Here is a 23,633-nt window from a genome sequence, read left to right as displayed (position 1 = left end):
TGCTAACCTGATAGGTGTTACATGGCAGGCGCAAAAGAGATTCGCAGTAAGATTGCGAGCATCAAAAGCACGCAAAAAATTACCAGCGCCATGGAAAAAGTGGCGGTCAGCAAAATGCGCAAGGCTCAAATGCGCATGGCTGCTAGCCGTCCCTACGCGGAGCGCATCCGCCAGGTGATTGGTCATCTGGCCAACGCCAACCCGGAATACCGCCACCCGTTCATGATCGACCGCCCTGTGAAGCGCGCCGGTTATATCGTGGTGAGCAGTGACCGTGGTCTGTGCGGTGGCTTGAACACCAACCTGTTCAAGGCCCTGGTCAAGGACATGTCGGTAAACCGCGAACAAGGCGTCGAAATCGATCTGTGCGTAATCGGCAGCAAGGGTGCGGCTTTCTTCCGCAACTTCGGCGGCAACGTCGTCGCTGCAATCAGCCACCTGGGCGAAGAGCCGTCGATCAATGATCTGATCGGCAGCGTCAAGGTCATGCTGGACGCTTACCTGGATGGTCGTATCGATCGTCTGTCGGTGGTATCGAACAAGTTCGTGAACACCATGACGCAAACCCCAACGGTCGAGCAGTTGATTCCGTTGGTTGCAACCCCGGATCAAGAACTCAAGCACCACTGGGACTACCTCTACGAACCTGACGCCAAAGAGCTGCTGGACGGCCTGATGGTGCGTTACGTGGAGTCGCAGGTCTACCAGGCGGTGGTCGAGAACAACGCAGCTGAACAAGCTGCCCGGATGATCGCAATGAAGAACGCCACCGACAACGCCGGTGACCTGATCAGCGAATTGCAGCTGATCTACAACAAGGCGCGTCAGGCTGCGATCACCCAAGAGATCTCGGAAATCGTCGGCGGCGCTGCCGCGGTTTAACGGTTCAAATATTCAGAGGATCCAGCTATGAGTAGCGGACGTATCGTTCAAATCATCGGCGCCGTCATCGACGTGGAATTTCCACGTGACGTCGTGCCGAATGTCTACAGCGCGCTGAAAGTTCAAGGCGCGGAAACCACTCTGGAAGTTCAGCAGCAGCTGGGCGACGGCATCGTCCGTACCATCGCGATGGGCTCGACCGAAGGCCTGAAGCGCGGTCTGGACGTGGTCGACACCAAGGCTCCTATCTCCGTACCGGTCGGTAAAGCGACCCTGGGCCGGATCATGGACGTCCTCGGCAACCCGATCGACGAAGCTGGCCCGATCGGCGAAGAAGAGCGCTGGGGTATCCACCGCGCCGCTCCTTCCTTCGCTGACCAGGCAGGCGGCAACGACCTGCTGGAAACCGGCATCAAGGTTATCGACCTGGTCTGCCCGTTCGCCAAGGGCGGTAAAGTCGGTCTGTTCGGTGGTGCCGGTGTCGGCAAGACCGTAAACATGATGGAACTGATCCGTAACATCGCCATCGAGCACAGCGGTTACTCCGTGTTCGCCGGTGTGGGTGAGCGTACTCGTGAGGGTAACGACTTCTACCACGAGATGAAGGACTCCAACGTTCTCGACAAGGTAGCGCTGGTCTACGGTCAGATGAACGAGCCACCAGGAAACCGTCTGCGCGTAGCGCTGACCGGCCTGACCATGGCCGAGAAGTTCCGTGACGAAGGTAACGACGTTCTGCTGTTCGTCGACAACATCTATCGTTACACCCTGGCCGGTACCGAAGTATCCGCACTGCTGGGCCGTATGCCTTCGGCAGTAGGCTACCAGCCGACCCTGGCTGAAGAGATGGGCGTTCTGCAAGAGCGCATCACCTCCACCAAGGAAGGTTCGATCACCTCGATCCAGGCCGTATACGTACCTGCGGACGACCTGACCGACCCGTCGCCAGCGACCACCTTCGCCCACCTTGACGCCACCGTCGTTCTGTCCCGTGACATCGCTTCCCTGGGTATCTACCCAGCGGTAGACCCACTGGACTCGACCTCCCGTCAGCTGGACCCGCTGGTGATCGGCACCGAGCACTACGAGACCGCTCGTGGCGTTCAGTATGTTCTGCAGCGCTACAAAGAGCTGAAGGACATCATCGCGATCCTGGGTATGGACGAGCTGTCCGAGACCGACAAGCAACTGGTTGCCCGTGCTCGTAAGATCCAGCGCTTCCTGTCTCAGCCGTTCTTCGTGGCAGAAGTCTTCACCGGTTCTCCAGGCAAATACGTTTCCCTGAAAGACACCATCGCTGGCTTCAGCGGCATCCTCAAAGGTGACTACGACCACCTGCCAGAACAAGCGTTCTACATGGTCGGCAGCATCGACGAAGCGATCGAGAAAGCCAAGAAACTGTAATCCCGGCGCCCCGCAAGGGGCGCTAATCAGGTCGAGGCAAGCAAATGGCTATGACAGTCCATTGCGATATCGTCAGCGCGGAAGGAGAAATCTTCTCCGGTCTGGTCGAGATGTTGGTTGCTCACGGCAACCTGGGTGATCTTGGTATCGCTCCAGGCCACGCCCCGCTGATCACCAATCTCAAACCGGGTCCGATCACGCTGACCAAGCAGGGCGGCTCGCAGGAGATCTTCTACATCTCCGGTGGCTTCCTTGAGGTCCAGCCGAACATGGTCAAGGTTCTCGCCGATACCGTGCAACGCGCTGGTGACCTGGATGAAGCTCAGGCGCAGGAAGCAGTGAAAGCTGCTGAAAATGCCCTGAACACCAAAGGCGCGGATTTCGATTATTCGGCCGCCGCCGCACGTCTGGCCGAGGCCGCCGCCCAGCTGCGTACCGTCCAGCAACTTCGCAAGGGCCGTTGATTCGGTCACCTGCGAAGCGATTGAGTTAAAGGGTAGCCTCGGCTACCCTTTTTCTTTTTCCGCGTTTTTCTCCCGGTCACAGTGCTGACCACCCAGGATTGGTAGCCAGTCAATGTCTCTCGATATCGTCATTCTCGCTGCGGGCCAAGGCACACGTATGCGTTCCGCCTTGCCCAAGGTGCTCCACCCGGTCGCCGGCAACTCCATGCTGGGTCATGTTATCCACAGCGCCCGCCAGCTCCAGCCACAGGGCATCCATGTGGTGATCGGCCATGGCGCCGACCTGGTGCGTGAACGTCTGGCTGCGGACGATCTGAATTTCGTGCTTCAGGACAAACAGCTCGGTACCGGCCATGCCGTCGCCCAGGCCCTGCCGGCGCTGAGTGCCAACACCGTGCTGATTCTCTACGGCGATGTACCGCTGATCGAAGTCGAGACCCTGCAGCGTCTGCTGGCCAAGGTCAACGACCAGCAGCTTGGCCTGCTCACCGTGACCCTCGACGACCCGACCGGCTACGGCCGTATCGTCCGCGATGCCGCCGGCAAGGTCACCGCCATCGTCGAGCACAAGGACGCCACCGATGCGCAGAAGGCCATCCGCGAAGGCAACACCGGCATTCTGGCCGTCCCGGGTGCACGCCTGGCCGAATGGCTGGGGCGCCTGTCCAACGACAATGCCCAGGGCGAGTACTACCTGACCGACGTCATTGCAATGGCCGTATCCGATGGTCTGATCGTCGCTACCGAGCAGCCCCTGAACCCAATGGAAGTGCAGGGTGCCAACGACCGCCGCCAGCTGGCAGAGCTGGAGCGTCACTATCAGTTCCGCGCAGCCCGTCGCCTGATGGCCCAAGGCGTAACCCTGCGTGATCCGGCCCGCTTCGATGTGCGTGGCGAGGTCACGGTCGGTCGCGACGTGCTGATCGACATCAACGTGATTCTCGAAGGCACGGTGGTCATCGAGGACGACGTGCAGATCGGGCCGAACTGCGTGATCAAGAACAGCACCCTGCGCAAGGGCGTGGTGGTCAAGGCCAACAGCCACCTGGAAGGCGCGGTAATGGGCGAGGGCAGTGATGCGGGTCCGTTCGCCCGCCTGCGTCCGGGCAGCGTGCTGGAAGCTCGTGCCCATGTGGGTAACTTCGTCGAACTGAAGAATGCCCATATGGGTGAAGGCGCCAAGGCCGGTCACCTGACCTACCTGGGCGACGCCGAGATCGGCGCGCGCACCAACATCGGTGCCGGCACCATCACCTGCAACTACGATGGCGCCAACAAGTTCAAGACCATCCTCGGCGAGGACGTGTTCATCGGCTCCAACAACTCTCTGGTCGCCCCTGTGGATATCCAGTCCGGCGCCACCACTGCCGCCGGCTCGACCATCAATCAGGATGTCGCGCAGGGCCAACTGGCCGTGGCGCGTGCGCGCCAGCGCAATATCGATGGCTGGAAGCGCCCGGAGAAGATCAAGAAGAACTGATCTATCCACAGTCCTGGAAAAGGCCGGCCTGCCCTGTGCATGAGTCGGCCTTTTTCATTTCTGTCTTGCCGTGTGGATAAGAACAAAATGTTATCCACATCGCCTTTCATCGAATTCGCCCTTGACCAAATGAAAGCTTTAGGTTTTGATTTGCGCCAATATCTTTCGAATCGAAACTTAAACACGAATGTCGAAACGAAACACGCCCCAACGCCGCCATAACATCCTCGCTTTGCTCAATGAACAGGGTGAAGTGAGCGTGGACGAGCTGGCCAGGCGTTTCGAAACGTCCGAAGTGACCATCCGCAAGGATCTCTCCGCTCTGGAAACCAATGGCCTGTTGCTGCGCCGCTATGGTGGCGCGGTGACCATGCCGCAGGAGCTGATCGCCGACCAGGCCCAGCCAGTTTCCCTGTACAAGAAGGCCATTGCCCGCGCTGCGGTCTCGCGGATTCGCGAGCATGCGCGGATCATCATCGACAGTGGCAGCACCACTGCCGCAATGATTCCCGAACTGGGCCAGCAGCCTGGCCTGGTGGTGATGACCAACTCGCTGAATGTCGCCCGCGCCCTCAGCGAACTGGAGCACGAGCCGGTGCTGCTGATGACCGGTGGTACCTGGGACCCGCATTCCGAGTCCTTCCAGGGCCAGGTCGCCGAGCAGGTGCTACGGTCTTACGACTTCGACCAGTTGTTCATCGGTGCCGATGGCATCGACCTGGTCCGTGGCACCACCACCTTCAACGAGCTGCTCGGACTGAGCCGGGTCATGGCCGAGGTTGCCCGGGAAGTGATCGTGATGGTCGAGTCGGACAAGGTTGGGCGCAAGATTCCCAACCTGGAGCTGCCGTGGAGCAGCGTGAATACCCTGATTACCGATGAGCGCCTGCCCCGCGAGGCACGCGAACAGATTGAAGCCCGCGGCATCAACGTGATTTGTGCCGCTATCAGCCAGGAGCATTGATTTATGTGTGGAATCGTTGGAGCTGTTGCCGAGCGCAATATCACAGCCATTCTGATCGAAGGCCTGAAGCGCCTTGAATACCGCGGCTACGACAGCGCGGGCCTGGCGCTCTTCACCCAGCAGGGCACCCTGGAGCGCCGCCGTCGCATCGGCAAGGTCAGCGAACTGCAGGCCGCCGTCGCTGCCGACCCGCTGACTGGCCAGCTGGGCATCGCCCACACCCGCTGGGCCACCCATGGCGCACCGACCGAGCACAATGCCCACCCGCATTTCTCCGGCAACCAGTTGGCGGTGGTGCACAACGGCATCATCGAGAACCACGAAGTCCTGCGTGAGAACCTCAAGTCCCTGGGCTATGTGTTCAGCTCGGAGACCGACACCGAGGTGATCGTGCACCTGCTGGACCACACCCTGAAGACCATCCCCGACCTGGCCGACGCCCTGAAGGCGGTGGTCAAGCAACTGCATGGTGCCTACGGCCTGGCCGTGATCAGCGCCAAGCAGCCTGATCGCCTGGTTGCCGCGCGCAGTGGCAGCCCGCTGGTGATCGGCCTGGGCCTGGGCGAGAACTTCCTGGCGTCCGACCAACTGGCCCTGCGCCAGGTCACCGACCGCTTCATGTACCTGGAAGAAGGCGATATCGCCGAGATCCGTCGTGAGCAGGTGAATATCTGGGACGCCAGCGGTGCCCCGGTACAACGTGAAACCGTGCAGTATCACGAAGGCGCCGAAGCCGCCGACAAGGGCGCCTATCGCCACTTCATGCTCAAGGAGATCCACGAGCAGCCGACCGTGGTCCAGCGCACCCTGGAAGGTCGTCTGGGCGCAGACCACGTCATGGTCCAGGCTTTCGGTCCGAAAGCCGCCGAGCTGTTCGCCAAGGTGCGCAACGTCCAGATCGTCGCCTGCGGTACCAGCTACCACGCCGGCATGGTCGCTCGTTACTGGCTTGAAGAGCTGGCCGGTATCCCTTGCCAGGTCGAGGTGGCAAGCGAATTCCGCTACCGCAAGGTAGTGGTGCAGCCGGACACCCTGTTCGTCTCCATCTCCCAGTCCGGCGAGACCGCCGACACCCTGGCCGCCCTGCGTAACGCCAAGGAGCTGGGCTTCCTCGGCAGCCTGGCGATCTGCAACGTCGGTATCAGCTCGTTGGTGCGCGAATCCGACCTGACCCTGCTGACCCTGGCGGGTCCTGAAATCGGCGTTGCCTCGACCAAGGCCTTCACCACTCAACTGGTATCGCTGATGCTGCTGACCCTGGCCTTGGGCCAGGTGCGCGGCACCCTGGGCGCCGGCGTCGAAGCCGAGCTGGTGGAACAACTGCGCCGCCTGCCGGTGCGCCTGGGCGAAGCCCTGGCGATGGACGCCACCGTCGAGAAGATTTCCGAGCTGTTCGCCGACAAGCACCACACCCTGTTCCTCGGTCGTGGCGCGCAGTTCCCGGTGGCGATGGAAGGTGCCCTGAAGCTCAAGGAAATTTCCTACATCCACGCCGAAGCCTACCCGGCGGGTGAGCTGAAGCATGGTCCGCTGGCGCTGGTCGACGACGACATGCCGGTGGTGACCGTGGCGCCGAACAACGAACTGCTGGAAAAGCTCAAGTCCAACCTGCAGGAAGTCCGCGCCCGCGGCGGTCAACTGGTGGTCTTCGCCGACGAGCAGGCCAGCATGAGCAATGGCGAAGGCACCCATGTCATCGCCATGCCGCATATCGCCGATGCGCTGGCGCCGATCCTGTACACCATTCCGCTGCAGTTGCTGTCGTACTACGTGGCCGTGCTCAAGGGCACCGATGTGGACCAGCCGCGGAACCTGGCGAAATCGGTGACGGTCGAGTAAGCGTCGATCTGCGCATGCCGGAGTGGTTTTGAAGATTAAAAACTGTCGCAGCACTCGGTGAGCCGTTCTAAGGCTCACCGAGCCACCAGCGTTGTTCGTTTGCTGCCTGTTTGGCAAACCGCCAACCTCAGCTCCCTCATCTCGTTTTTGATACGAGCAATTCATATCAATCAGTGCTCGCCAGAGCGCCGCCAACATCCCCTCAGATCCAACAACGGGGTCAACAGGCTGCCACTGCGACCTTTCATCAGATCCCGACCGGGAATATTACGAGGCACACATGGGAGTTTGGGGAGATACTTTTTCGAGTGATGGCATTAAGCTATCTGGCACTTGACCATCATGGTATTTAACAGGATTTGAATTTATCTATGGGTCGTTCCTTTGCTTGGCTCCTTCCGTTGTGCCTGGTGGCTGTTTCTGGTGCGGGTTGTTCTTCTCATAAAGGCCTGCCGCCAGCCAAACCCAAGCCGGTTGTACTGACGGCAGACGACCACCATGCGAAGGTTATTTTCAGAATGCTCAGCACCGGATCTCAGGTGAGCTTCAGCGCTGGGCCCGTGGGGAATTTGAAGAGCGTAGGGGTTGTTTACAACGATTCCCTGGAGCAACAGATGCCGACGTTTTTCCGAGGGTTATATAAGGGACTGGCCCATGGGCTCTATCGTGCCCGGCCGTTCCGTGAGACGTTGGTGCCGGCGGATCAGTTGACAGTGGTGGAGGGCATTGCGAACTGGCGCAATGATCGCGGGACCTCGTACAGCCTGGAAAAGTGCGGGCCGTTGTCGCGCAGCTTTCTGCCGAAAGCGAACAAAACCTACCTGGTGGAGTTTGATTTGCAGGGGCTCTCGGTGTGTAGCGAGAAGGTTTATGACGTGACGGTGGAAGGGCAGAAGGAGTTGGTTTTACTGAAATGACCGACGCGCAAAATACGGAGGTCTTGATCAGCCGCCTGGCTTTTTCATTCCTGGTGTGAGTTTGTGGGTGAGGGTGTTGCTTGGTGTTGCCTATCTCGCGCTCTGAGACGCGCAGAACGGCAGAAGCGTCAAAGCTCTGCCGCGCAGGCTCCCAGATTTTCAACAGACAGATCATGAAAGTATTCGAAAATACCGTGTTAGAGCATGGCGGCAGTTTTAATTCTCTCAATTCAGGAGAGATCCGCCTCTCCGGCATTCGCCCCTCACCGTAATGACTTCGGCAGCCTGACGACCCAATCCCCCGGCCCTGTAATGGCCAACCCCGCATACAGCACGGCAAACAGCCAGGCAAACTGCGCCTCTCCCAGCGTCCACTCGGGATGCACCACCACCAGCGCCACACCGAGTACTGCCAGTACCGGCAGGCACGCCAGTCGGGCAAACACGCCCAGGATCAGCAACAGCGGACAAACCACCTCCGCAAACACCGCCCTCGCCAGGGTCAGTGTCGCCCCCAGCCCAAACGGGTCCTCGATTCGCTGCAGCTCGACGCTCCAGTCGAGCAGCTTCGGCAGGCCATGGATCTGCAGCAGTAGCACCGCCGCCGAAACCCGCAGGAACAGCAGGCCGAGTGGCAGCGAGAGGCCTGCCCAGATTTTTCTGATGCGTTGGATGTCCATTCGATGAGTCCTTGTTTCGAGAAGTGGAAGTGTCGATAGCTACCGGCAGAGCGGACGCCCCATGGCATGCCTCAGCGCTGAAGGCGCTACCCGCAAGACCAGCAGGGTCAGGACTGCAACTCCCAGGGTCACCAGGCCGAGTTCCAGGTACTCCTTCAGGCTGTCGAAGGCATGGAGGATCGCTTCGCCGAAGCCGGCGCCCAGGGCGAGCGCACTGCCGCTCCAGAGCATCGAACCCAGCAGGCTGCAGGCTACGAAGTGCGTCCTGGCCATGCCGATCTGCCCCGCCAGCAAGGTGGAAACCGCGCCCGCTCCGGGGATGAACCTGGCGAAGACCAGCACCACCGGCCCATGCCGCAGGTAGGCTTTTCGCCCCTGGGCCAGGGCGGTACTCATCCTTGGCGAGCTGCGCTCGATCCGGCGGGTGAGGGCGTCGCCGAAGCGCGCGCCCAGGCAGAACCAGAGGCTGTCGGCCAGCAGGCAGCAGAGCATCGCCAGCGCGACGATCAGCGCGGGGTCCGGCGAGCCCTGCTCGCTGGCGAAGGCTCCCGCCAGCACCAGCGAGGGGTAGGACGGCAGCGGCAGGCCGAGCTGGTCGCCGAATACGTTCAGCGCGAGCAGTGACAACGGATGATTGGTTGCGAAGCTCTCGACGGGGCCCATGGCGACACCTCTGGCAAAAGGATGAAAGCAGGTTCAGTGGGAGTGCCGTTCAGCCAGCAGGTGACGAATCCGCACCGGCACACCGTCGGTCTGGAACGCCCTGGCCCGGGCCTCGATCTTCAGTTCGCCACGGGTTACCCGATGGTGATGGCGCAGGTGTTCGAGCCAGGATTCCTCGAAGAAGAACTCTTGCCACACGGCAGGCTCGGCACTGTCCTGCATCAGCCCCCAGGACAAGGCGCCATTGCGCTTGCGCATCGCCTCCAGGTCACGGGCGACCTCAAGGAAGGCCTGGGCCTGGTCGGGATGGATGTGGTACTCGACGGTCACCATGACCGGGCCGCGCTCCTGGTCCTGGTCGGCGCTGAGCAGCGGCGTCGGCCAGTGCAGTGAAGGTGCCAGTTCCTCGGCTTCGGTCTCGGGCAACGCAACCTTGCAGGTGACGAGCGTCCCGGCGGCCAGCCCGGCTGCGGCGAGCAGCAGGCTCAGGGTGATGGAGGCGTGGCTGGCGATGCTGCCCCAGAGCAGGCCGCCACCGGCCATGGCGCCGAAGAACACCAGGATGTACACCGACAGCGCCCGTGCCCTGACCCAGGCCGGCACCGCAGTCTGGGCGGCGACCTGCATGTTGGAGAGCACGGCGATCCAGGCCGCGCCGCTGAGCAGCATCGCCGGCATCAGCACGTAGAAGTTGCGCACCGAAGCCAGCACCAGCAGGAACACCGCGTAGACGAGGCTGGCGAGCATGACCAGGCGATCCCGGCTGATGCGTTCCCGCAGGCGTGGCAGAAGAGTCGCACCGGCGACGGCACCGATGCCGATCGCCGCGAGCAGCATGCCGAAGTCGGCGGCCGTGCCCTGCATTTCACCGCGCACGATCAGTGGCAGCAGCGACGTCCCGGCGCTGGCGAACAGGAAGAAGGCGAGGGCGCGAACCAGTACGGCCTGCAGCGGCCGGGAGCTGCGGGCAAAGCGCAAGCCGGTGCGCATGGCGCCGAGGAAGCGTTCTGCAGGAAGCAGTGGTTCCTTCACTTCGCGTTTCCAGGTGAACAGCACGAGGATGACGCCGGCGAAGGAGATGGCGTTGAGGGCGAAGGTCAGCCACGGACCGACCAGGCTCACCACCAGGCCCGCCAGCGCCGGCCCGATCGCCCTCGATACGTTGATGCCGACACTGGAAATCGCCACGGCGTTGGGCAGGTCTTCCTTGCCCACCAGCTCCGGCGTGAGCGCGCTCCAGGCGGGCATCATCAAGGCGGTGCCGATGCCTAGCGCCAGGGTGAGGACCAACAGCAGGGGCACGTTCATCAGGCCCAGCAGGGTCAGGCTGGCCAGGGTCACGGCCACCGCCGACATCCACAACTGCACCAGCAGCAGGTAGCGGCGCTTGTCGACGATGTCGGCCGCCGCGCCGGCCGGCAGGGCCAGGAAGAACATCGGCAGCGAGCCCGCGACCTGGATCAGCGCCACGTGCAACGGATTGGTGGACAGCGTGGTCATCAGCCAGCCGGCGCCGACCTCGTGCATCCAGGTGCCGATGTTGGATGCGATGGTCGCGATCCACAGCATGCGGAAGGTGGTGTTGCGCAGGGGGCTCCAGGCACCTGATGTCGATGTGGTCATTCCGTTGTCGCCTTTGAGAGGAAGTCTTGGTCCAGGGGGGGCCCCGGCGTTATGTCTCCCACTCTACTGTCGCTATTGGCGTGCAAAAATAGCGGTTATGTGGAATTACTGTCCCTTAAAGGGTGACAATAATTCCTTGCCCGGGTCTTTTTCCTTTTTTCTCAAGCCGTTGCGCGTCGCAACCGCCGCGCTGCGAACGGCATCCAGCAGAAACGATCTGGCCTGCAACAGCAGTGAAAACAGACAAGAATCTGTCCTGTCCATGCGATCAGTTTTGCCCGAAACCCCGTAAATTCGGGGCTCAAAGGCGATCCGGGTGTCTTGCGCCGGAAACATCAAATTGCCATTCTCCGACTTGCTGAAACGTCCAGCAGAGCGGTTTTCCCGCCCTCGGCCGGCATGCAGCAGATCCCAAAGCCCCCTGAGTCCGTGAACTCATGGCACGTCGTATCGGAAGCCAACGCATGAATATAAAAACAAAGCTGACGTGTGCATTCGGCGTTCTCGCCGTCATCCCGGTGGCGCTGATCGCCTGCCTGGTGGTCTACAACCTCAACGAACAAGCCCGCGATGGCTTCGTGGATACCTCTGGCCGGGAGATCCGGCAGATCGACAACACGGTCAACGTCTTCCTCGATTCCATCGCGCAGAACGTCGCGCAATGGGCCGACGATCCGCAGGTCGTCAATGCCAGGGACCTGAAGGTCTACATCGGCGAAAACGCGCCGAGCACGCCACTGCCGGAAGGCAGCCGCCAGCTTCTGGAACGCTTTACCCGCTACGCCAAGGCGCATCCGACGACGGCCTTCGTGTCCTTCGCGCGCAACGATGACGGCAGCTATGTGGCCTGGCCCGATGAGCCGGGCCTGAAGAACTACGAACCGCGCAAGCGCCCCTGGTACCAGTTGGGCATGGCTAATCCCGGCAAGGTCATGCGCACCAGCGCCTACCTATGGGGCAACCAGCCGCTGATCTGCACCGTGCGCACGGTCCACGGCGCCAACGGCGAGGTGATCGGGGTGATGGGCACCGACGTGTCCCTTGAGCAACTGGCCGGTTTCATCGGCAAGACCAAGCTGGGCGAAAGCGGCTACCTGATGCTGGTGGAGGACACCGGCGCGGTGCTGGTGGACCCGAGCAATCCGAACAACGCCTTCAAGCAGCTCAAGGATCTTGGCGGCGACTACGCGCAATTGGCCGCCACCAGCAAGGGCCTGGTCGAGGTCGAGCTGGGCGGCAAGCGCTACATGGCCAATGTCTGGACTTCGCCGACCCTGGGCTGGCGCTTCATCGGCCTGATCGAGAAAAGCGAAGTCATGGCCGGAGTCACCAGCCTGACCTGGACCATCGTCGTCATCGCGCTGGTCCTGGCGGTACTGTTCGCGGCGCTCGGCGCGGCCTTCGCCAACGTGATCATCAAGCCTATCAATGGCGTTTCCGGCAGCCTGGAGGACATAGCCCAGGGCGAGGGCGACCTGACCCGCTCGCTGCCGATCCATGGCAATGACGAAACGGCGACCCTGGCGGGCTGGTTCAACCAGTTCCTGGAACGCATCCGCGCGCTGGTGCAGCGCATCGGCCATGCCTCGGCCGACCTGCAGACCGCCTCGGAAACCAACAGCCAGGTCGCCTCGAACATGGGCGATGCCACCGGGCGTCAGCGTCAGGCGGTGGAACTGGTGTCGACGGCGTTCAACGAAATGGTCGCCACGGCCAACGAAGTGGCGAAGTCCTGCAGCCAGGCAGCGACCTCGGCCGACGCGGGGCAGCGTCAGGTCAGCACTGGCCAGCAGCAGATCGAACAGGCCACCAGCAGCGTCGCCCGCCTCAGCGAGAACCTGCTGCAGGCCACCGAGGCCATGCAGGAGCTGGAGCGCGAGAGCCAGGACATCAACACGATTCTCGGCACCATCCGCTCGATTGCCGAGCAGACCAACCTGCTGGCGCTGAACGCGGCGATCGAAGCGGCGCGGGCCGGAGAGCAGGGACGTGGTTTCGCCGTGGTAGCCGATGAAGTGCGGGCGCTGGCCAAGCGTACCGCCGACTCGACCGGTGAGATCGATGGCTTGCTCGGTGGTCTGGCACGGCGGGCGCAGGATGTCACCCAGCAGATGCGCAGCAGCCTGGACATGTCGCAACAAAGCGTCGACAGCATTCGCGAGGCGCGGGACAGCTTCGAGGGGATTCGTGCGTCGGTGGACGAGATCCGCGACCAGAGCACGCAGATCGCCACGGCGGCCGAAGAACAGCACCAGGTGGCCGAGGACATCAACCAGCACATCATCCAGATCCAGGCGGATGCGCAGTTGATCGAGGAACTGGCCGGATCGGCACAGGCGGATTCGCGGCAGTTGAATGAGTTGTCGAAGGAGTTCAGGAGCCTGGTTTCGCGGTTCAGGACCTGACAAGCCTGGCGCGGACTCTGTGGGAGCGGGTTCACCCGCGATTACGGTTGGGGATTCACCCCAGCTATCGCGGGTGAACCCGCTCCCACAAGGTATCCGGCGCCTTTAGATCTGCATCGCCTTCCCATCCACATTCATCGCCGCCTGGCGCAACGCCTCGGAGCGGGTCGGGTGTGGGTGGCAGATCAACGCGATGTCTTCCGCCGAGGCGGAGAACTCCATCGCCACGCAGTACTCGCCGATCATCTCGCTGACACTCGGCCCGACCAGATGCACGCCCAGCACCTCGTCGGTGTTGGCATCGGCGATGACCTTGGCGAAGCCTTCGGTCTCATGGTTGATCTTGGCCCGGCTGTTGGCCAGGAACGGGAACTTGCCGACCTTGTAGGCGCGGCCTTCGGCCTTCAACTGTTCTTCGGTCTTGCCCACGGTGGCCAGCTCCGGCTTGGTGTAGATCACGCCCGGGATCAGGCCGTAGTTCACCTCGTGCGGCTTGCCGTGGATCAGCTCGATGCAAGCGATACCTTCATCCTCGGCCTTGTGCGCCAGCATCGGGCCGGAAGTGACGTCGCCGATTACCCAGACGCCCGGCACGCTGGTGCGGTGGCCCTGGTTCTCCAGCATGCCGCGCTTGTCGGTGTTCAGGCCGACGCTTTCCAGGCCCAGGCCCTGGGTATAGGGACGGCGACCGATCGCCACCAGCACGTAGTCCGCCTGCAGGGTCTGTGCTTCACCGCCGGCGGCAGGCTCCAGGGTCAGGCTGACGCTGTCGGCGGACGGCGTGGCCTGGGTCACCTTGCTGCCCAGCTTGAAGCTCATGCCTTGCTTGGCCAGGGAACGTTGCAGGGTCTTGGCGGTTTCCTCGTCGATGCCGGGGCAGATGCGGTCGAGGTATTCGATCACGGTCACCTTGGCACCCAGACGGCGCCATACCGAACCCAGCTCCAGGCCGATCACGCCGGCACCGATCACCACCAGGTGCTTGGGCACCTCGGGCAGCGCCAGGGCGCCGGTGGAGTCGATGATGCGCTGGTTGTCGATGGTCACGCCGGGCAGGGGCGTGGGTTCGGAACCGGTGGCGATGACGATGTCCTTGGCCTGGTACTCGGTGACGTTGCCCTGGTCGTCGCTGACCTTGACCTTGCCGACGCCGTCCAGCTTGCCCCAGCCCTTGATCCAGTCGACCTTGTTCTTGCGGAACAGGAACTCGATGCCCTTGGTCAGGCCGGTCACGCTTTCATCCTTCTGCTTCATCATCTGCGCCAGGTTCAGGCTCGGCTTGACCTCGATGCCCAGGTGACCCAGCTCGCCACTGGCAGCCGCCTCGTACAGCTCCGAGGCATGCAGCAGCGCCTTGGACGGCATGCAGCCGACATTCAGGCAGGTGCCGCCCAGGGTCGAACGGCCTTCCACGCAGGCCACGCTCAGGCCCAGCTGGCCGGCGCGGATGGCGGCGTTGTAGCCGCCGGGACCGCCGCCGATGATGATGACGTCGTAGCTTTTCATTGTTGTGCTCCCGGATGAAGAATCGACAGTGGCGCCAAGGGTAATCGCTCGATTCGGAGATTGTATACAATTCAAGCGTCTAGTTTGTGCAAAATATGCTGGCGGGAAACCCTTGATAGCACTCAACTATCGTCGCGATAGCCGGCCCGTGCGCAACTATGAACTACCCTGTTTCGGTGACGTCCGTATGTATAAATGGGGAGGCTCAGTTCATGCTCGTGCAACTTCCACCTGTTTTGCAAAGCCTGCATCTTCCGCTCCGTCTGCGTCTCTGGGACGGCCATGAGTTCGATCTGGGCCCACAACCCCAGGTCACCATCATGATCAAGGACCCGAGCATGATCAGCCAGCTGACCCACCCGGGCCTGGACGAACTGGGTTCGGCGTTCGTCGAGGGCAAGCTGGACCTGGAAGGCACCATGAGTGAGGTCATCCGTATCTGCGATGAACTGAGCGAAGCCCTGCTCAAGGACGAAGAGGAGTCGCTGCCGGTACGCAGCGAGCACGACAAGGCCACCGACGCAGCCGCCATTTCCTACCATTACGACCTTTCCAACGCGTTCTACCAGTTGTGGCTGGATCGCGACATGGCCTACTCCTGCGCGTACTTCAAGAGCGCAGACGACAGCCTCGACCAGGCCCAGCAGAACAAGTTCGACCACCTGTGCCGCAAGCTGCGCCTGCAGAAGGGCGACTACCTGCTGGATGTCGGTTGTGGCTGGGGCGGCCTGGCACGGTTCGCCGCGCGCGAGTATGGCGCCCGGGTCTTCGGTATCACCCTGAGCAAGGAGCAGCTCGCCCTTGGTCGCGAGCGGGTGGCGGCGGAGGGCCTGGATAAACAGGTCGAGTTGCAGATCCTCGACTATCGCGACCTGCCGCAGGACGGTCGTTTCGACAAGGTCGTCAGCGTCGGCATGTTCGAGCACGTCGGCCACGCCAACCTCGAACTGTATTCCCAGCGTCTGTTCGGCGCGGTGCGCGAGGGTGGTCTGGTGATGAACCACGGCATCACCGCCAAGCACACCGATGGCCGTCCGGTGGGGCGCGGGGCTGGCAACTTCATCGAGCGCTATGTCTTTCCCCACGGCGAGCTGCCGCATCTGTCGATGATCAGCGCTGCCATCAGCGAGGTGGGGTTGGAGGTGGTGGACGTGGAAAGCCTGCGCCTGCACTACGCGCGGACCCTGAAGATCTGGAGCGACAACCTCGAATCCCGGCTCGCCGAAGCCGCGACCATGGTCCCGGAGAAGGCGTTGCGCATCTGGCGCCTGTACCTCGCGGGATGCTCCTATGCCTTCTCCCGCGGCTGGATCAACCTGCACCAGATCCTCGCCGTCAAACCCCACGCCGATGGCAGCCACGACCTGCCGCTGACCCGCGAAGACCTCTATCGCTGATTCAGAGAATCGGCGAGATCAGGCGCGCGATACGCATCCCCAGCTGTTGCAGGCGGTGCGTGTCGCGGCTGTCTTCCGGGGTGATTTCCCGTGACTGCTCGAAGTCATTGACCAGCATGGTTTCCACTGTGGCCGCGAAGCCCGGGTCGATGGTCACCAGGGTGATTTCGAAGTTCAGGCGGAACGAACGGTTGTCCAGGTTGGCGCTACCGATGGCGGCGACATCGTCGTCCACCAGCATCACCTTCTGGTGCAGGAAGCCGGGCTGGTAGCGGAACATGCGCACCCCGGCGCGCACGGCCTCGAAGGCGAACAGGCTGGAAGCGGCGTAGACCACCCGATGGTCCGGACGCGAGGGGATCAGGATGCGCACATCCACGCCACGCATCACCGCCAGGCGCAGCGAGGCGAACACCGCCTCGTCGGGGATGAAGTACGGGCTGGTTATCCACACCCGGTGCTGGGCCGCCTGGATGGCATCGACGAAGAACAGCGAACAGGTTTCCTGCGGATCGGCCGGGCCGCTGGCCAAGACCTGGCAGAGCAAGCCGTTCTCCGGATAGGTTTCCGGGAGGATCAGCGGCGGCAGGGCGCGGGCGGCCCAGTACCAGTCTTCGGCGAAGGACTCCTGCAGGCAAGCCAGCACCGGGCCGGTGACCTGCACATGGGTGTCGCGCCAGGGCGACAGGCCTGGATTGCTCCCCAGGTATTCGTCGCCGACGTTGTGCCCACCGAGGAAACCCTGGACGCCATCTACCACCACGATCTTGCGGTGATTGCGGAAGTTGACCTGGAAGCGGTTGAACCAGCCGCGACGAGTGGCGAAGGCGCGAATCTCCACGCCGCCGTCGCGCAGGGTCTGGCTGTAGCGGGCGGGCAGGGCGTGGCTACCGACGCTGTCGTAGAGCACGTAGATCTTCACGCCATCGGCCGCTTTCTTCAGTAGCAGGGCCTGCAGGCGCCGGCCGAGCTGGTCGTCATGGATGATGAAGAACTGCACCAGCACCGTGTCGCGCGCTTGCTCGATGGCCTGGAAGATCGCCTCGAAGGTAGCGTGGCCATCCACCAGCAAGCGCACCCGGTTGTTCGCCAGGCAGGGCATGCGTCCGAGCTTGGGCAGGGCGCGCAGTCCGGCATAAGCGGGCGAGTTGCTGGCCGCCAGGGCTTCCTCGACCCAAGGGCGCCAGTTCAGGTCGGCCATGGCGACGTGCATTTCCTGGTTGGCCTGGCGGCGTGCCTGGATGTAGGCGTCGAAGGTGCGGCTGCCGAAGACCAGGTAGGGAATCAGGGTCAGGTAGGGCATGAACAGCAGCGACAAGGCCCACGCGATGGAGCCTTGGGCGGTACGCACGGTGAGCACCGCGTGCACGGCGGCGAGTGCACCGATGAAATGGGTCGCACCGATGAGGTAACCGAAGAACTGGAGGCTGTGGTAGTCCATACACATCCTGTGCGATCCGCCAATCGAGCCCCTAACAGACCACGATCCCGGCTAGTCTTGCAACCCAGGGGGCTTTTCGAAGTCCAAGCAACAGTCCGGCACAGGGCCGGAAATTTCAGGAGTCACAAGATGAACATTCGTGTGTCGGCGCTGGCGCTGCTGGTTGGCCTGTCGAGTCCCTTGGTCCAGGCGCAGATGCTGCAACCGGGGTTGTGGGAGCTGACCACCAGCAACATGCAGGTGGATGGCAAGCCACTGCCCGACATGGAGTTCATGCTCGGCCAGTTGAAGAACCTGCCGCCCGAGCAGCGGGCGATGATGGAAGGCGTACTGGCCAAGCAAGGCATCACCGTGGCCGGCAAGGGCGTGCGCTCCTGCCTGACCCCGGAGCAGGTGAAGACCGACGATATCCCGCTGCAGGATCCGCAGTCGGGCTGTACCCAGCGCATCACCGAGCGCAACGGCAAGACCTGGAAGTTCGAGTTCAGCTGCCCGAAAGCCCAGGGTACCGGTCAGGCGCACTTCCTCAGCGACCGTGAATTCACCACCACGGTGCAAGGCACCTTCAATGCCAGCGGGGTTCAGCAGCAGGGCAGCATGAACACCCGGGCGGTGTGGCTGGGGGCAAACTGCGGGACCGTGAAGCCACGCAGCTAGAACTCGTTCTGCAGCGCCTTGTAGCCCTTCACTAGATCGATATTGGTGTGGGCGACGTCTTCGGAGAACTCCGAGGCGCTGACACTCACGGGCGGGAACTGCGCCAGGTCGGTAGCCGGGCCGATGCGGGTGGTGGAGGGTACGTAGAAGTTCTCCGGCAGGTCGCGACCATCCACCACCGAATTGTGCCGCACCACGCTGCCGTCGCCGACCACGCAGTTGAACAGCACGCTGTTGAAGCCGATGAACACCCGGTTGCCCACGGTGCAGGGGCCATGGACGATGGAGCGGTGGGCGATGGAGGTGAACTCGCCGATGGTCACTGCGGCCCCTGACTTGGAATGGATCACCACGCCGTCCTGGATATTCGAGTTGCAGCCGATGACGATCGGCTGCATCGAGCCGGTCTCGTCAACCTCGTCGGCGCGGATCACCGCGTAGGGGCCCACGAACACATTCTCTCCAATCACCACCTTGCCGCAGATGATGGCGGTGTGGTCCACGTACGCGGATTCGGCTATTACCGGCAGGTCGCCGGTCGGGTTCTTGCGGATCATCGAAGCATCTCCGTTCGGTTACCAGTTCCACTGGCTCTGGGCGACAGCGTCATGGGCGTGCAGGCTCTCTGCATGTTCCACGCGCAGCTGGAAGCCAGCCACGGCAGGTAGCTCTCGCACTGCCAGGTTCAGGCGCCGGGCGGCGTCTTCGCAGAACATCAGGTTCTGTCCATTGGCCAGGGCGAACGCCTGTTCGTCGGCGCGTTTCACGGCCGTCTGCACGGCGGTGCCCAAGGCGGCCTCGGCCTGATCGATCAGTTCCCGGATCGGTAGCGCGTTGCACTCCTTCCTCAAGCGTATGCGCAGTTTCGCGGTGCTGCGCTGGCTGTGCGGGGTCGCAACGATGCCCTTCGGGCTGCCGAGCCAGCTCAGGACCCCTTCATGAGTCAGGCCGCGATTGCCGAAGTCGGTCAGGAACTGCTGCTGAATCAATTGCCTGGCAAGGGCAGCGGAACATGGGCAGGTCGACGAATAGATCACATCCACCAATAGTTCCACGTGGAACACTTCGTCGGAGAGCCGGGCTTCGAGTACCAGTGGGTAGCGTTTGAAGCCGGATTCCGAACTGACCAGGGCTGGCCGCTCCAGCAGTACGTCAAAGCGCAAGGTGAGGTGGGCGCTGGTGGACAGGCCCTGGTGGCTATCGAGGAACTGGCCGAGTACGCGGCGGATCAGGGATACCGACAGCGCCTCATCCTTGAACGCTGCCAGCGCCAGGTACAGGCGCGACATATGGATGCCGCGGGAGGTGCCATCGCTCAGGTCCACGCCAGCATCGGCGGTGGCGTGGAGGATGTGCTGGTCGAGGCGGATCGGCAGGGCGATGCCGCACATGCCGACCCAGTCCAGCGGCAGGGATTGCCCGCTGGCCTGGGCGGCGATATCGGGGAGGGTCAGGGTGGTCATGGTGCGAACCATCGAGTAGAAGTTCGCAATACGTTACATTATAACAATTCGATTGCCAGCACTTTTTCCTCGACCTCACTCGCAACCAGTCAGGCGGTTGCAGCGCAGGCTGAAGCGCTGGCTGCTGGAACTGGAGATGCGGTTCAGCGTGGTCCAGCCTACCCGACGGCTGTAGCCGACCCAGGCTTCGCCATCGCTGGCCAGGCCTGTGTGGAAGGTCAGCTGGCCGTAGCGGCTGCTGGTCTGTGCCCAGCGGCGCTGGCTCGGCGCGTCGTAGCCGCGGAGGTAGATGGTCGAGCCTTGGGTCTGCACGCTGTAGTAGCTGCCTTGGTGGTCGGCACAGGCCAGCAGGTTGGCGCTGCGCGTGCAGTTGGCGAGTTCGATGCGCGGTACCGCCGCCTGGGCGCTGCCGACAGCGCAGAACACGGTTATCCACAGCAGGGTTTGCAGTGACTTCATGAAGATCCTTTCACCGTCGGGCGGATGACGGTGGATGGGCGGTTGGCTAAATTGCATTGTTATAATATAACATTTAAGGCAAGCATCGCTCGAATGCACTTTGCCGCCCTGATGAGGAACTGCGCCATGCCCGATCGTCTTCCCGTAACCGTGCTGTCCGGCTTTCTTGGTGCCGGCAAGAGCACCGTGCTCAACCATGTGCTGCGCAACCGCGACAACCTGCGGGTGGCGGTGATAGTCAACGACATGAGCGTGATCAATATCGACGCCACCGAGGTGCAGCGCAATGTCAGCCTCAACCGCACCGAAGAAAAACTGGTGGAGATGAGCAACGGCTGCATCTGTTGCACCCTGCGCGAGGACCTGCTGGAAGAGGTCGGCCGCCTGGCCGCCGAAGGCCGTTTCGACTATCTGCTGATCGAATCCACCGGCATCGCCGAACCGCTGCCGGTGGCCGAGACCTTCACCTTCCGCGATGAACAGGGCCGCAGCCTGGCGGAGATGGCCCGGCTCGACACCATGGTCACCGTCGTCGACGGCCTGAACTTCCTGCACGACTACCAGGCCGCCGAAAGCCTCGCCTCCCGCGGCGAGACCCTGGGTGAAGACGATGAGCGCTCGATCAGCGACCTGCTGATCGACCAGGTGGAATTCGCCGATGTCATCCTCCTCAGCAAGATCGACCTGATCAGCAGCCACGAGCGCGAAGAGCTGACCGCCATCCTGCGCCGGCTCAACGCCCACGCGCGGATCGTGCCGATGGTCATGGGGCAGGTCGACCTCAAGGCCATCCTCGACACCGGCCTGTTCGACTTCGAGCGCGCCGCCAGCGCCCCGGGGTGGTTGCAGGAACTGCGCGGCGAGCATGTGCCGGAAACCGAGGAGTACGGTATCGCCGCCAGCGTCTGGCAGGCCCGCCGGCCGCTGCATCCGCAACGTTTCTTCGACTTTATCCACAGGCCCTGGGCGAACGGCCGGCTGCTGCGTTCCAAGGGGTTCTTCTGGCTCGCCAGCAAGTACCAGGAAGCCGGCAGCTGGTCCCAGGCCGGCGGCATGATGCGCCATGGCTTCGCCGGGCGCTGGTGGCGTTTCGTGCCCAAGGCGCACTGGCCGCAGGACCCGCAGGGCACTGCGGCGATCCTTGAACAATGGGACCCGGAGTGCGGCGACTGCCGGCAGGAGCTGGTATTCATCGGCCAGCATATCGACGTGGAACGTCTGCATGCCGAGCTGGATGCCTGCCTGCTCGACGACGAGGAAATGGCCCTGGGCGCCGCGAACTGGCGGCGCCTGCCGGACCCGTTCGGTGCCTGGCATGACCAGGAGGAGGTGGCCTGATGCTGGTCGCTGAAGCGTTGGTACCGGTGCGCCAGGTGTTTGGAGAAACGCCCGGCGTACTCACCGAAGTCTTGCAGGATGGCGTCAACCTGGCGGTCTGGCAGCGCCGCCTGCCAGCGCATATCGAGGACTTCGCCCGCCTGCTGCTGTCGCTCGACGAGCCGCTGGCGGATGCGCGCACTCTGGAGATTGGAAAGGATGGCGAGGTGCCGCCGCTGAAGGGGATCGCCAGCGCCTACGCCGATCTCGCCGGCTATGAAGGCTTCATCGCTGACCTTGGCTGGCTGGTCGGCGCCTATGCCTGCCTGCTCGATGCGCGTAGCGTCGGGTTGCGCCTGCGGGTGCTGGAAAGCGCCATGTGCCCACGTTTCCATGTCGACCATGTTCCGCTGCGGCTGATCAGCACCTACGCGGGGCCGGCCAGCGAGTGGCTGGAGGAAGACGTGGTCGATCGTCGGCGGCTGGCCCAGGAGGAGGTCGACCCTGTGCATATCCGCCAACTGAGCTGTGGCGACGTGGCATTGCTGAAGGGCGAGAAATGGCTGGGCAACGAAGGGTGTGGGCTTGTGCACCGCTCGCCGTCTGTGGATAAAGGCAACCGCCGCCTGATCCTGACCCTTGACTGGCTGGCCTGAGTCCGGAGCATAGTGGCGAAGATTTCCGCTGGAACGGCCCACTCATGTTGCAGAACATTCCGACTCACCTGATCGCCGGCCCTTTGGGTGCCGGCAAGACCAGCCTGATCCGCCATCTTCTCGGCCAGCGTCCGAGCAACGAGCGCTGGGCGGTTCTGATCAACGAATTCGGGCAGATTGGCCTGGATGCAGCGCTGCTCAATACCGACGATGACGGAGTGAGCATGGGCGAGGTGGCCGGTGGCTGCCTGTGCTGCGTGAATGGCGCGCCGTTCCAGGTAGGCCTGGGGCGCCTGTTGCGCAGGGCGCGGCCCGACCGCCTGTTCATCGAGCCGTCCGGACTGGGCCACCCGGCGGAATTGCTGGCGCAGTTGCGGCTGCCACCGTGGCGCGGCGTGCTGGCGGTGCAGCCCTCGGTAATGGTGCTCGATGCGCAGGCGCTGGCCAGCGGTGCGGTACTGCCGCAGGCGCAGGCCCAAGCCTTGGCGAGCGCCGGGCTGCTGGTCTTGAACAAGGCCGGCATTGTGGATGAGCGACAGCGCCTGTGGATAAGCTCTCGGCTGCCGCCGGCCGCGCTGCGTTGGGTCGATCATGGCGGCATCGAGCTGGCCGATCTGCCCAAGGCTGCCGAGGAGCAAGTGGATAACTCGCCTGTGGATAACGTTATTCCGGACGGAAAAGCCCAGGTCGCCGCCTTGTGGACCGACCCGACACGGCCTCTGTGCAGTTATCAACAGGCCGCAGACGGCTGGAGCATTGGCTGGCGATTTCATCCACAGCAGCGTCTCGACCTTGCGCGTCTTCAGGTGTTGATCGAGGGGCTGGAGTGGCAACGGGCCAAGATGGTGGTACACGGCGCGCAGGGTTGGCGTTCAGCCAATGCCCTGGACGGGCAGGCGCTGGCCTGGGAGGAGAGTGCCTGGCGCAAGGATTCGCGGATCGAGCTGATTTTCTCCGGGCCCCAGGATCATGCGGCACTTGAGAGGGCAATGCTCGACTGCCGCCTGCCTGTGGATCACTGACGCCAGCGGTTGTGTTCCTGGCGCCACTGCTTCATTTCAATGACATTGTCGCCGTGCACCGGCGTCTTGATCTCGAACGGGTAGGGCGCCAGTTCGATCTGCACGCTGTGGGCGCCGAACTGGGTGACGGTGCCCGGGTGGCGCTGCTCGCCGGTCACGGTGAATTCGAAGTTGTAGATCCGTGCCAGGCGCTTGCGGCCATTGGCATCGCGGACGAAGGCGATCTTCTTCAGCGCGACGGCGCCGTCGAGCAGTTCGAGGTCGAGCTTGGCGCAATGCTGCTTGACCCGGTCCAGGGCCTTTTCCCGCAATCCATGGTTGTGCCACAGCCAGGCTGCCGCCGTGGCCAGGACCATCAACACCAGGATGTTTTCGAGGGTAACCATCTACACAT

The 23,633-nt window shown here is 62.8% G+C and carries 23 protein-coding genes and 1 pseudogene; 14 read left to right on the top strand and 10 right to left on the bottom strand.

The features are described 5' to 3' along the window. The first annotated feature begins 21 nt into the window (after positions 1 to 21). The 7 genes from atpG to V0R59_RS09805 all read left to right on the top strand — a co-directional run bounded on the left by atpG (position 22) and on the right by V0R59_RS09805 (position 7,950). Entirely contained in the window at positions 22 to 882 is an 861-nt protein-coding gene (gene atpG / locus V0R59_RS09835; protein ID WP_330072891.1) for a F0F1 ATP synthase subunit gamma, read from the top strand. A 27-nt stretch (positions 883 to 909) separates the two neighbouring features. Then, positions 910 to 2,286 (top strand): F0F1 ATP synthase subunit beta, encoded by a 1,377-nt coding sequence (atpD, locus tag V0R59_RS09830; RefSeq protein WP_330072890.1) that lies wholly within the window; start codon positions 910 to 912, stop codon positions 2,284 to 2,286. A 44-nt stretch (positions 2,287 to 2,330) separates the two neighbouring features. Next, a complete protein-coding gene (locus V0R59_RS09825; RefSeq protein ID WP_330072889.1) occupies positions 2,331 to 2,750 on the top strand; it encodes a F0F1 ATP synthase subunit epsilon in 420 nt (139 codons plus the stop codon). A 112-nt stretch (positions 2,751 to 2,862) separates the two neighbouring features. Next, positions 2,863 to 4,230 carry a bifunctional UDP-N-acetylglucosamine diphosphorylase/glucosamine-1-phosphate N-acetyltransferase GlmU gene (glmU, locus tag V0R59_RS09820; RefSeq protein ID WP_330072888.1) on the top strand — a complete coding sequence of 456 codons (1,368 nt, stop codon included), beginning with the start codon at positions 2,863 to 2,865 and terminating at the stop codon, positions 4,228 to 4,230. A 187-nt stretch (positions 4,231 to 4,417) separates the two neighbouring features. Further along, the gene (locus V0R59_RS09815; RefSeq protein WP_330072887.1) at positions 4,418 to 5,194 is read left to right on the top strand and encodes a DeoR/GlpR family DNA-binding transcription regulator; all 777 of its coding nucleotides are present in this window, start codon (positions 4,418 to 4,420) and stop codon (positions 5,192 to 5,194) included. 3 nt (positions 5,195 to 5,197) lie between these two features. Then, complete coding sequence (gene glmS / locus V0R59_RS09810) at positions 5,198 to 7,033, top strand: glutamine--fructose-6-phosphate transaminase (isomerizing) (protein ID WP_330072886.1); 1,836 nt, start codon at positions 5,198 to 5,200, stop codon at positions 7,031 to 7,033. A 371-nt stretch (positions 7,034 to 7,404) separates the two neighbouring features. Further along, positions 7,405 to 7,950 carry a hypothetical protein gene (locus V0R59_RS09805; RefSeq protein WP_330072885.1) on the top strand — a complete coding sequence of 182 codons (546 nt, stop codon included), beginning with the start codon at positions 7,405 to 7,407 and terminating at the stop codon, positions 7,948 to 7,950. Between the two features lie 263 nt (positions 7,951 to 8,213). On the opposite strand, the gene V0R59_RS09800 is transcribed toward V0R59_RS09805, so the two are convergent. From V0R59_RS09800 to V0R59_RS09785, 4 genes are all read right to left on the bottom strand, one after another. Continuing rightward, positions 8,214 to 8,630 (bottom strand): DoxX family protein, encoded by a 417-nt coding sequence (locus V0R59_RS09800; RefSeq protein ID WP_330072884.1) that lies wholly within the window; start codon positions 8,628 to 8,630, stop codon positions 8,214 to 8,216. Between the two features lie 39 nt (positions 8,631 to 8,669). Next, the gene (locus V0R59_RS09795) at positions 8,670 to 9,293 is read right to left on the bottom strand and encodes a DedA family protein (RefSeq protein ID WP_330072883.1); all 624 of its coding nucleotides are present in this window, start codon (positions 9,291 to 9,293) and stop codon (positions 8,670 to 8,672) included. A gap of 33 nt (positions 9,294 to 9,326) precedes the next feature. Next, the gene (locus V0R59_RS09790; RefSeq protein WP_330072882.1) at positions 9,327 to 10,916 is read right to left on the bottom strand and encodes an MFS transporter; all 1,590 of its coding nucleotides are present in this window, start codon (positions 10,914 to 10,916) and stop codon (positions 9,327 to 9,329) included. Positions 10,917 to 11,021: 105 nt separating this feature from the next. Continuing rightward, a complete protein-coding gene (locus V0R59_RS09785; protein WP_330072881.1) occupies positions 11,022 to 11,252 on the bottom strand; it encodes a hypothetical protein in 231 nt (76 codons plus the stop codon). A gap of 101 nt (positions 11,253 to 11,353) precedes the next feature. Here V0R59_RS09785 and V0R59_RS31880 point away from each other — a divergent pair. Further along, positions 11,354 to 12,466 (top strand): annotated as a pseudogene (locus tag V0R59_RS31880) (cache domain-containing sensor histidine kinase); the annotation flags it as partial. Between the two features lie 87 nt (positions 12,467 to 12,553). After that, positions 12,554 to 13,321, top strand: a complete 768-nt coding sequence (locus V0R59_RS31875) for a methyl-accepting chemotaxis protein (protein WP_375547338.1) — start codon at positions 12,554 to 12,556, stop codon at positions 13,319 to 13,321. Positions 13,322 to 13,426: 105 nt separating this feature from the next. On the opposite strand, the gene lpdA is transcribed toward V0R59_RS31875, so the two are convergent. After that, a complete protein-coding gene (lpdA, locus tag V0R59_RS09775) occupies positions 13,427 to 14,827 on the bottom strand; it encodes a dihydrolipoyl dehydrogenase (RefSeq protein WP_330072879.1) in 1,401 nt (466 codons plus the stop codon). A gap of 212 nt (positions 14,828 to 15,039) precedes the next feature. Here lpdA and cfaB point away from each other — a divergent pair, with 212 nt between their 5' ends. Then, entirely contained in the window at positions 15,040 to 16,224 is a 1,185-nt protein-coding gene (gene cfaB, locus V0R59_RS09770) for a C17 cyclopropane fatty acid synthase CfaB (protein ID WP_330072878.1), read from the top strand. A gap of 1 nt (position 16,225) precedes the next feature. Here the strand turns inward: cfaB and cls are convergent, their stop codons facing one another. Continuing rightward, positions 16,226 to 17,665: a cardiolipin synthase gene (gene cls, locus V0R59_RS09765; RefSeq protein ID WP_330072877.1), complete on the bottom strand. Its 1,440-nt coding sequence runs from the start codon at positions 17,663 to 17,665 to the stop codon at positions 16,226 to 16,228. 129 nt (positions 17,666 to 17,794) lie between these two features. Here cls and V0R59_RS09760 point away from each other — a divergent pair, with 129 nt between their 5' ends. Next, a complete protein-coding gene (locus V0R59_RS09760) occupies positions 17,795 to 18,322 on the top strand; it encodes a DUF3617 domain-containing protein (RefSeq protein WP_330072876.1) in 528 nt (175 codons plus the stop codon). On the opposite strand, the gene V0R59_RS09755 is transcribed toward V0R59_RS09760, so the two are convergent. From V0R59_RS09755 to V0R59_RS09745, 3 genes are all read right to left on the bottom strand, one after another. Further along, the gene (locus V0R59_RS09755; RefSeq protein ID WP_330072875.1) at positions 18,319 to 18,879 is read right to left on the bottom strand and encodes a gamma carbonic anhydrase family protein; all 561 of its coding nucleotides are present in this window, start codon (positions 18,877 to 18,879) and stop codon (positions 18,319 to 18,321) included. The two genes, V0R59_RS09760 and V0R59_RS09755, sit on opposite strands and share 4 nt — an antisense overlap. Before the next feature lie 18 nt (positions 18,880 to 18,897). Then, positions 18,898 to 19,785: a GTP cyclohydrolase FolE2 gene (folE2, locus tag V0R59_RS09750; RefSeq protein WP_330072874.1), complete on the bottom strand. Its 888-nt coding sequence runs from the start codon at positions 19,783 to 19,785 to the stop codon at positions 18,898 to 18,900. Between the two features lie 75 nt (positions 19,786 to 19,860). After that, the gene (locus V0R59_RS09745) at positions 19,861 to 20,244 is read right to left on the bottom strand and encodes a glutamine synthetase (protein WP_330072873.1); all 384 of its coding nucleotides are present in this window, start codon (positions 20,242 to 20,244) and stop codon (positions 19,861 to 19,863) included. 126 nt (positions 20,245 to 20,370) lie between these two features. Between V0R59_RS09745 and zigA the strand changes: the two genes are divergently transcribed. Genes zigA through V0R59_RS09730 form a run of 3 tightly spaced genes read left to right on the top strand, consistent with a single transcriptional unit; the run spans position 20,371 to position 23,239 of the window. After that, a complete protein-coding gene (zigA, locus tag V0R59_RS09740) occupies positions 20,371 to 21,582 on the top strand; it encodes a zinc metallochaperone GTPase ZigA (protein WP_330072872.1) in 1,212 nt (403 codons plus the stop codon). Then, positions 21,582 to 22,217 carry a DUF1826 domain-containing protein gene (locus V0R59_RS09735; protein ID WP_330072871.1) on the top strand — a complete coding sequence of 212 codons (636 nt, stop codon included), beginning with the start codon at positions 21,582 to 21,584 and terminating at the stop codon, positions 22,215 to 22,217. Before zigA ends, V0R59_RS09735 begins: the two co-directional genes overlap by 1 nt. 44 nt (positions 22,218 to 22,261) lie before the next feature. Then, entirely contained in the window at positions 22,262 to 23,239 is a 978-nt protein-coding gene (locus tag V0R59_RS09730; protein ID WP_330072870.1) for a CobW family GTP-binding protein, read from the top strand. Here the strand turns inward: V0R59_RS09730 and V0R59_RS09725 are convergent. After that, positions 23,233 to 23,625 carry a DUF3301 domain-containing protein gene (locus V0R59_RS09725; RefSeq protein ID WP_330072869.1) on the bottom strand — a complete coding sequence of 131 codons (393 nt, stop codon included), beginning with the start codon at positions 23,623 to 23,625 and terminating at the stop codon, positions 23,233 to 23,235. The genes V0R59_RS09730 and V0R59_RS09725 overlap by 7 nt on opposite strands. Positions 23,626 to 23,633: the final 8 nt, after the last annotated feature.

Source organism: Pseudomonas ulcerans (assembly GCF_036324125.1).
In the GTDB taxonomy this organism is placed as follows: Bacteria; Pseudomonadota; Gammaproteobacteria; order Pseudomonadales; family Pseudomonadaceae; genus Aquipseudomonas; species Aquipseudomonas ulcerans.
The sequence above is the reverse complement of the archived record's forward strand: the minus strand, read 5'-3'. Positions and strand labels throughout refer to the sequence as shown.

Excerpts from the sequence above, each read along its gene's own strand:
- atpG (WP_330072891.1), top strand. The coding sequence starts at position 22 with ATGGCAGGCGCAAAAGAGATTCGCAGTAAGATTGCGAGCATCAAAAGC.
- atpD (WP_330072890.1), top strand. The coding sequence starts at position 910 with ATGAGTAGCGGACGTATCGTTCAAATCATCGGCGCCGTCATCGACGTG.
- V0R59_RS09825 (WP_330072889.1), top strand. The coding sequence starts at position 2,331 with ATGGCTATGACAGTCCATTGCGATATCGTCAGCGCGGAAGGAGAAATC.
- glmU (WP_330072888.1), top strand. The coding sequence starts at position 2,863 with ATGTCTCTCGATATCGTCATTCTCGCTGCGGGCCAAGGCACACGTATG.
- V0R59_RS09815 (WP_330072887.1), top strand. The coding sequence starts at position 4,418 with ATGTCGAAACGAAACACGCCCCAACGCCGCCATAACATCCTCGCTTTG.
- glmS (WP_330072886.1), top strand. The coding sequence starts at position 5,198 with ATGTGTGGAATCGTTGGAGCTGTTGCCGAGCGCAATATCACAGCCATT.
- V0R59_RS09805 (WP_330072885.1), top strand. The coding sequence starts at position 7,405 with ATGGGTCGTTCCTTTGCTTGGCTCCTTCCGTTGTGCCTGGTGGCTGTT.
- V0R59_RS09800 (WP_330072884.1), bottom strand. The coding sequence starts at position 8,630 with ATGGACATCCAACGCATCAGAAAAATCTGGGCAGGCCTCTCGCTGCCA.
- V0R59_RS09795 (WP_330072883.1), bottom strand. The coding sequence starts at position 9,293 with ATGGGCCCCGTCGAGAGCTTCGCAACCAATCATCCGTTGTCACTGCTC.
- V0R59_RS09790 (WP_330072882.1), bottom strand. The coding sequence starts at position 10,916 with ATGACCACATCGACATCAGGTGCCTGGAGCCCCCTGCGCAACACCACC.
- V0R59_RS09785 (WP_330072881.1), bottom strand. The coding sequence starts at position 11,252 with ATGTTTCCGGCGCAAGACACCCGGATCGCCTTTGAGCCCCGAATTTAC.
- V0R59_RS31875 (WP_375547338.1), top strand. The coding sequence starts at position 12,554 with ATGGGCGATGCCACCGGGCGTCAGCGTCAGGCGGTGGAACTGGTGTCG.
- lpdA (WP_330072879.1), bottom strand. The coding sequence starts at position 14,827 with ATGAAAAGCTACGACGTCATCATCATCGGCGGCGGTCCCGGCGGCTAC.
- cfaB (WP_330072878.1), top strand. The coding sequence starts at position 15,040 with ATGCTCGTGCAACTTCCACCTGTTTTGCAAAGCCTGCATCTTCCGCTC.
- cls (WP_330072877.1), bottom strand. The coding sequence starts at position 17,665 with ATGGACTACCACAGCCTCCAGTTCTTCGGTTACCTCATCGGTGCGACC.
- V0R59_RS09760 (WP_330072876.1), top strand. The coding sequence starts at position 17,795 with ATGAACATTCGTGTGTCGGCGCTGGCGCTGCTGGTTGGCCTGTCGAGT.
- V0R59_RS09755 (WP_330072875.1), bottom strand. The coding sequence starts at position 18,879 with ATGATCCGCAAGAACCCGACCGGCGACCTGCCGGTAATAGCCGAATCC.
- folE2 (WP_330072874.1), bottom strand. The coding sequence starts at position 19,785 with ATGACCACCCTGACCCTCCCCGATATCGCCGCCCAGGCCAGCGGGCAA.
- V0R59_RS09745 (WP_330072873.1), bottom strand. The coding sequence starts at position 20,244 with ATGAAGTCACTGCAAACCCTGCTGTGGATAACCGTGTTCTGCGCTGTC.
- zigA (WP_330072872.1), top strand. The coding sequence starts at position 20,371 with ATGCCCGATCGTCTTCCCGTAACCGTGCTGTCCGGCTTTCTTGGTGCC.
- V0R59_RS09735 (WP_330072871.1), top strand. The coding sequence starts at position 21,582 with ATGCTGGTCGCTGAAGCGTTGGTACCGGTGCGCCAGGTGTTTGGAGAA.
- V0R59_RS09730 (WP_330072870.1), top strand. The coding sequence starts at position 22,262 with ATGTTGCAGAACATTCCGACTCACCTGATCGCCGGCCCTTTGGGTGCC.
- V0R59_RS09725 (WP_330072869.1), bottom strand. The coding sequence starts at position 23,625 with ATGGTTACCCTCGAAAACATCCTGGTGTTGATGGTCCTGGCCACGGCG.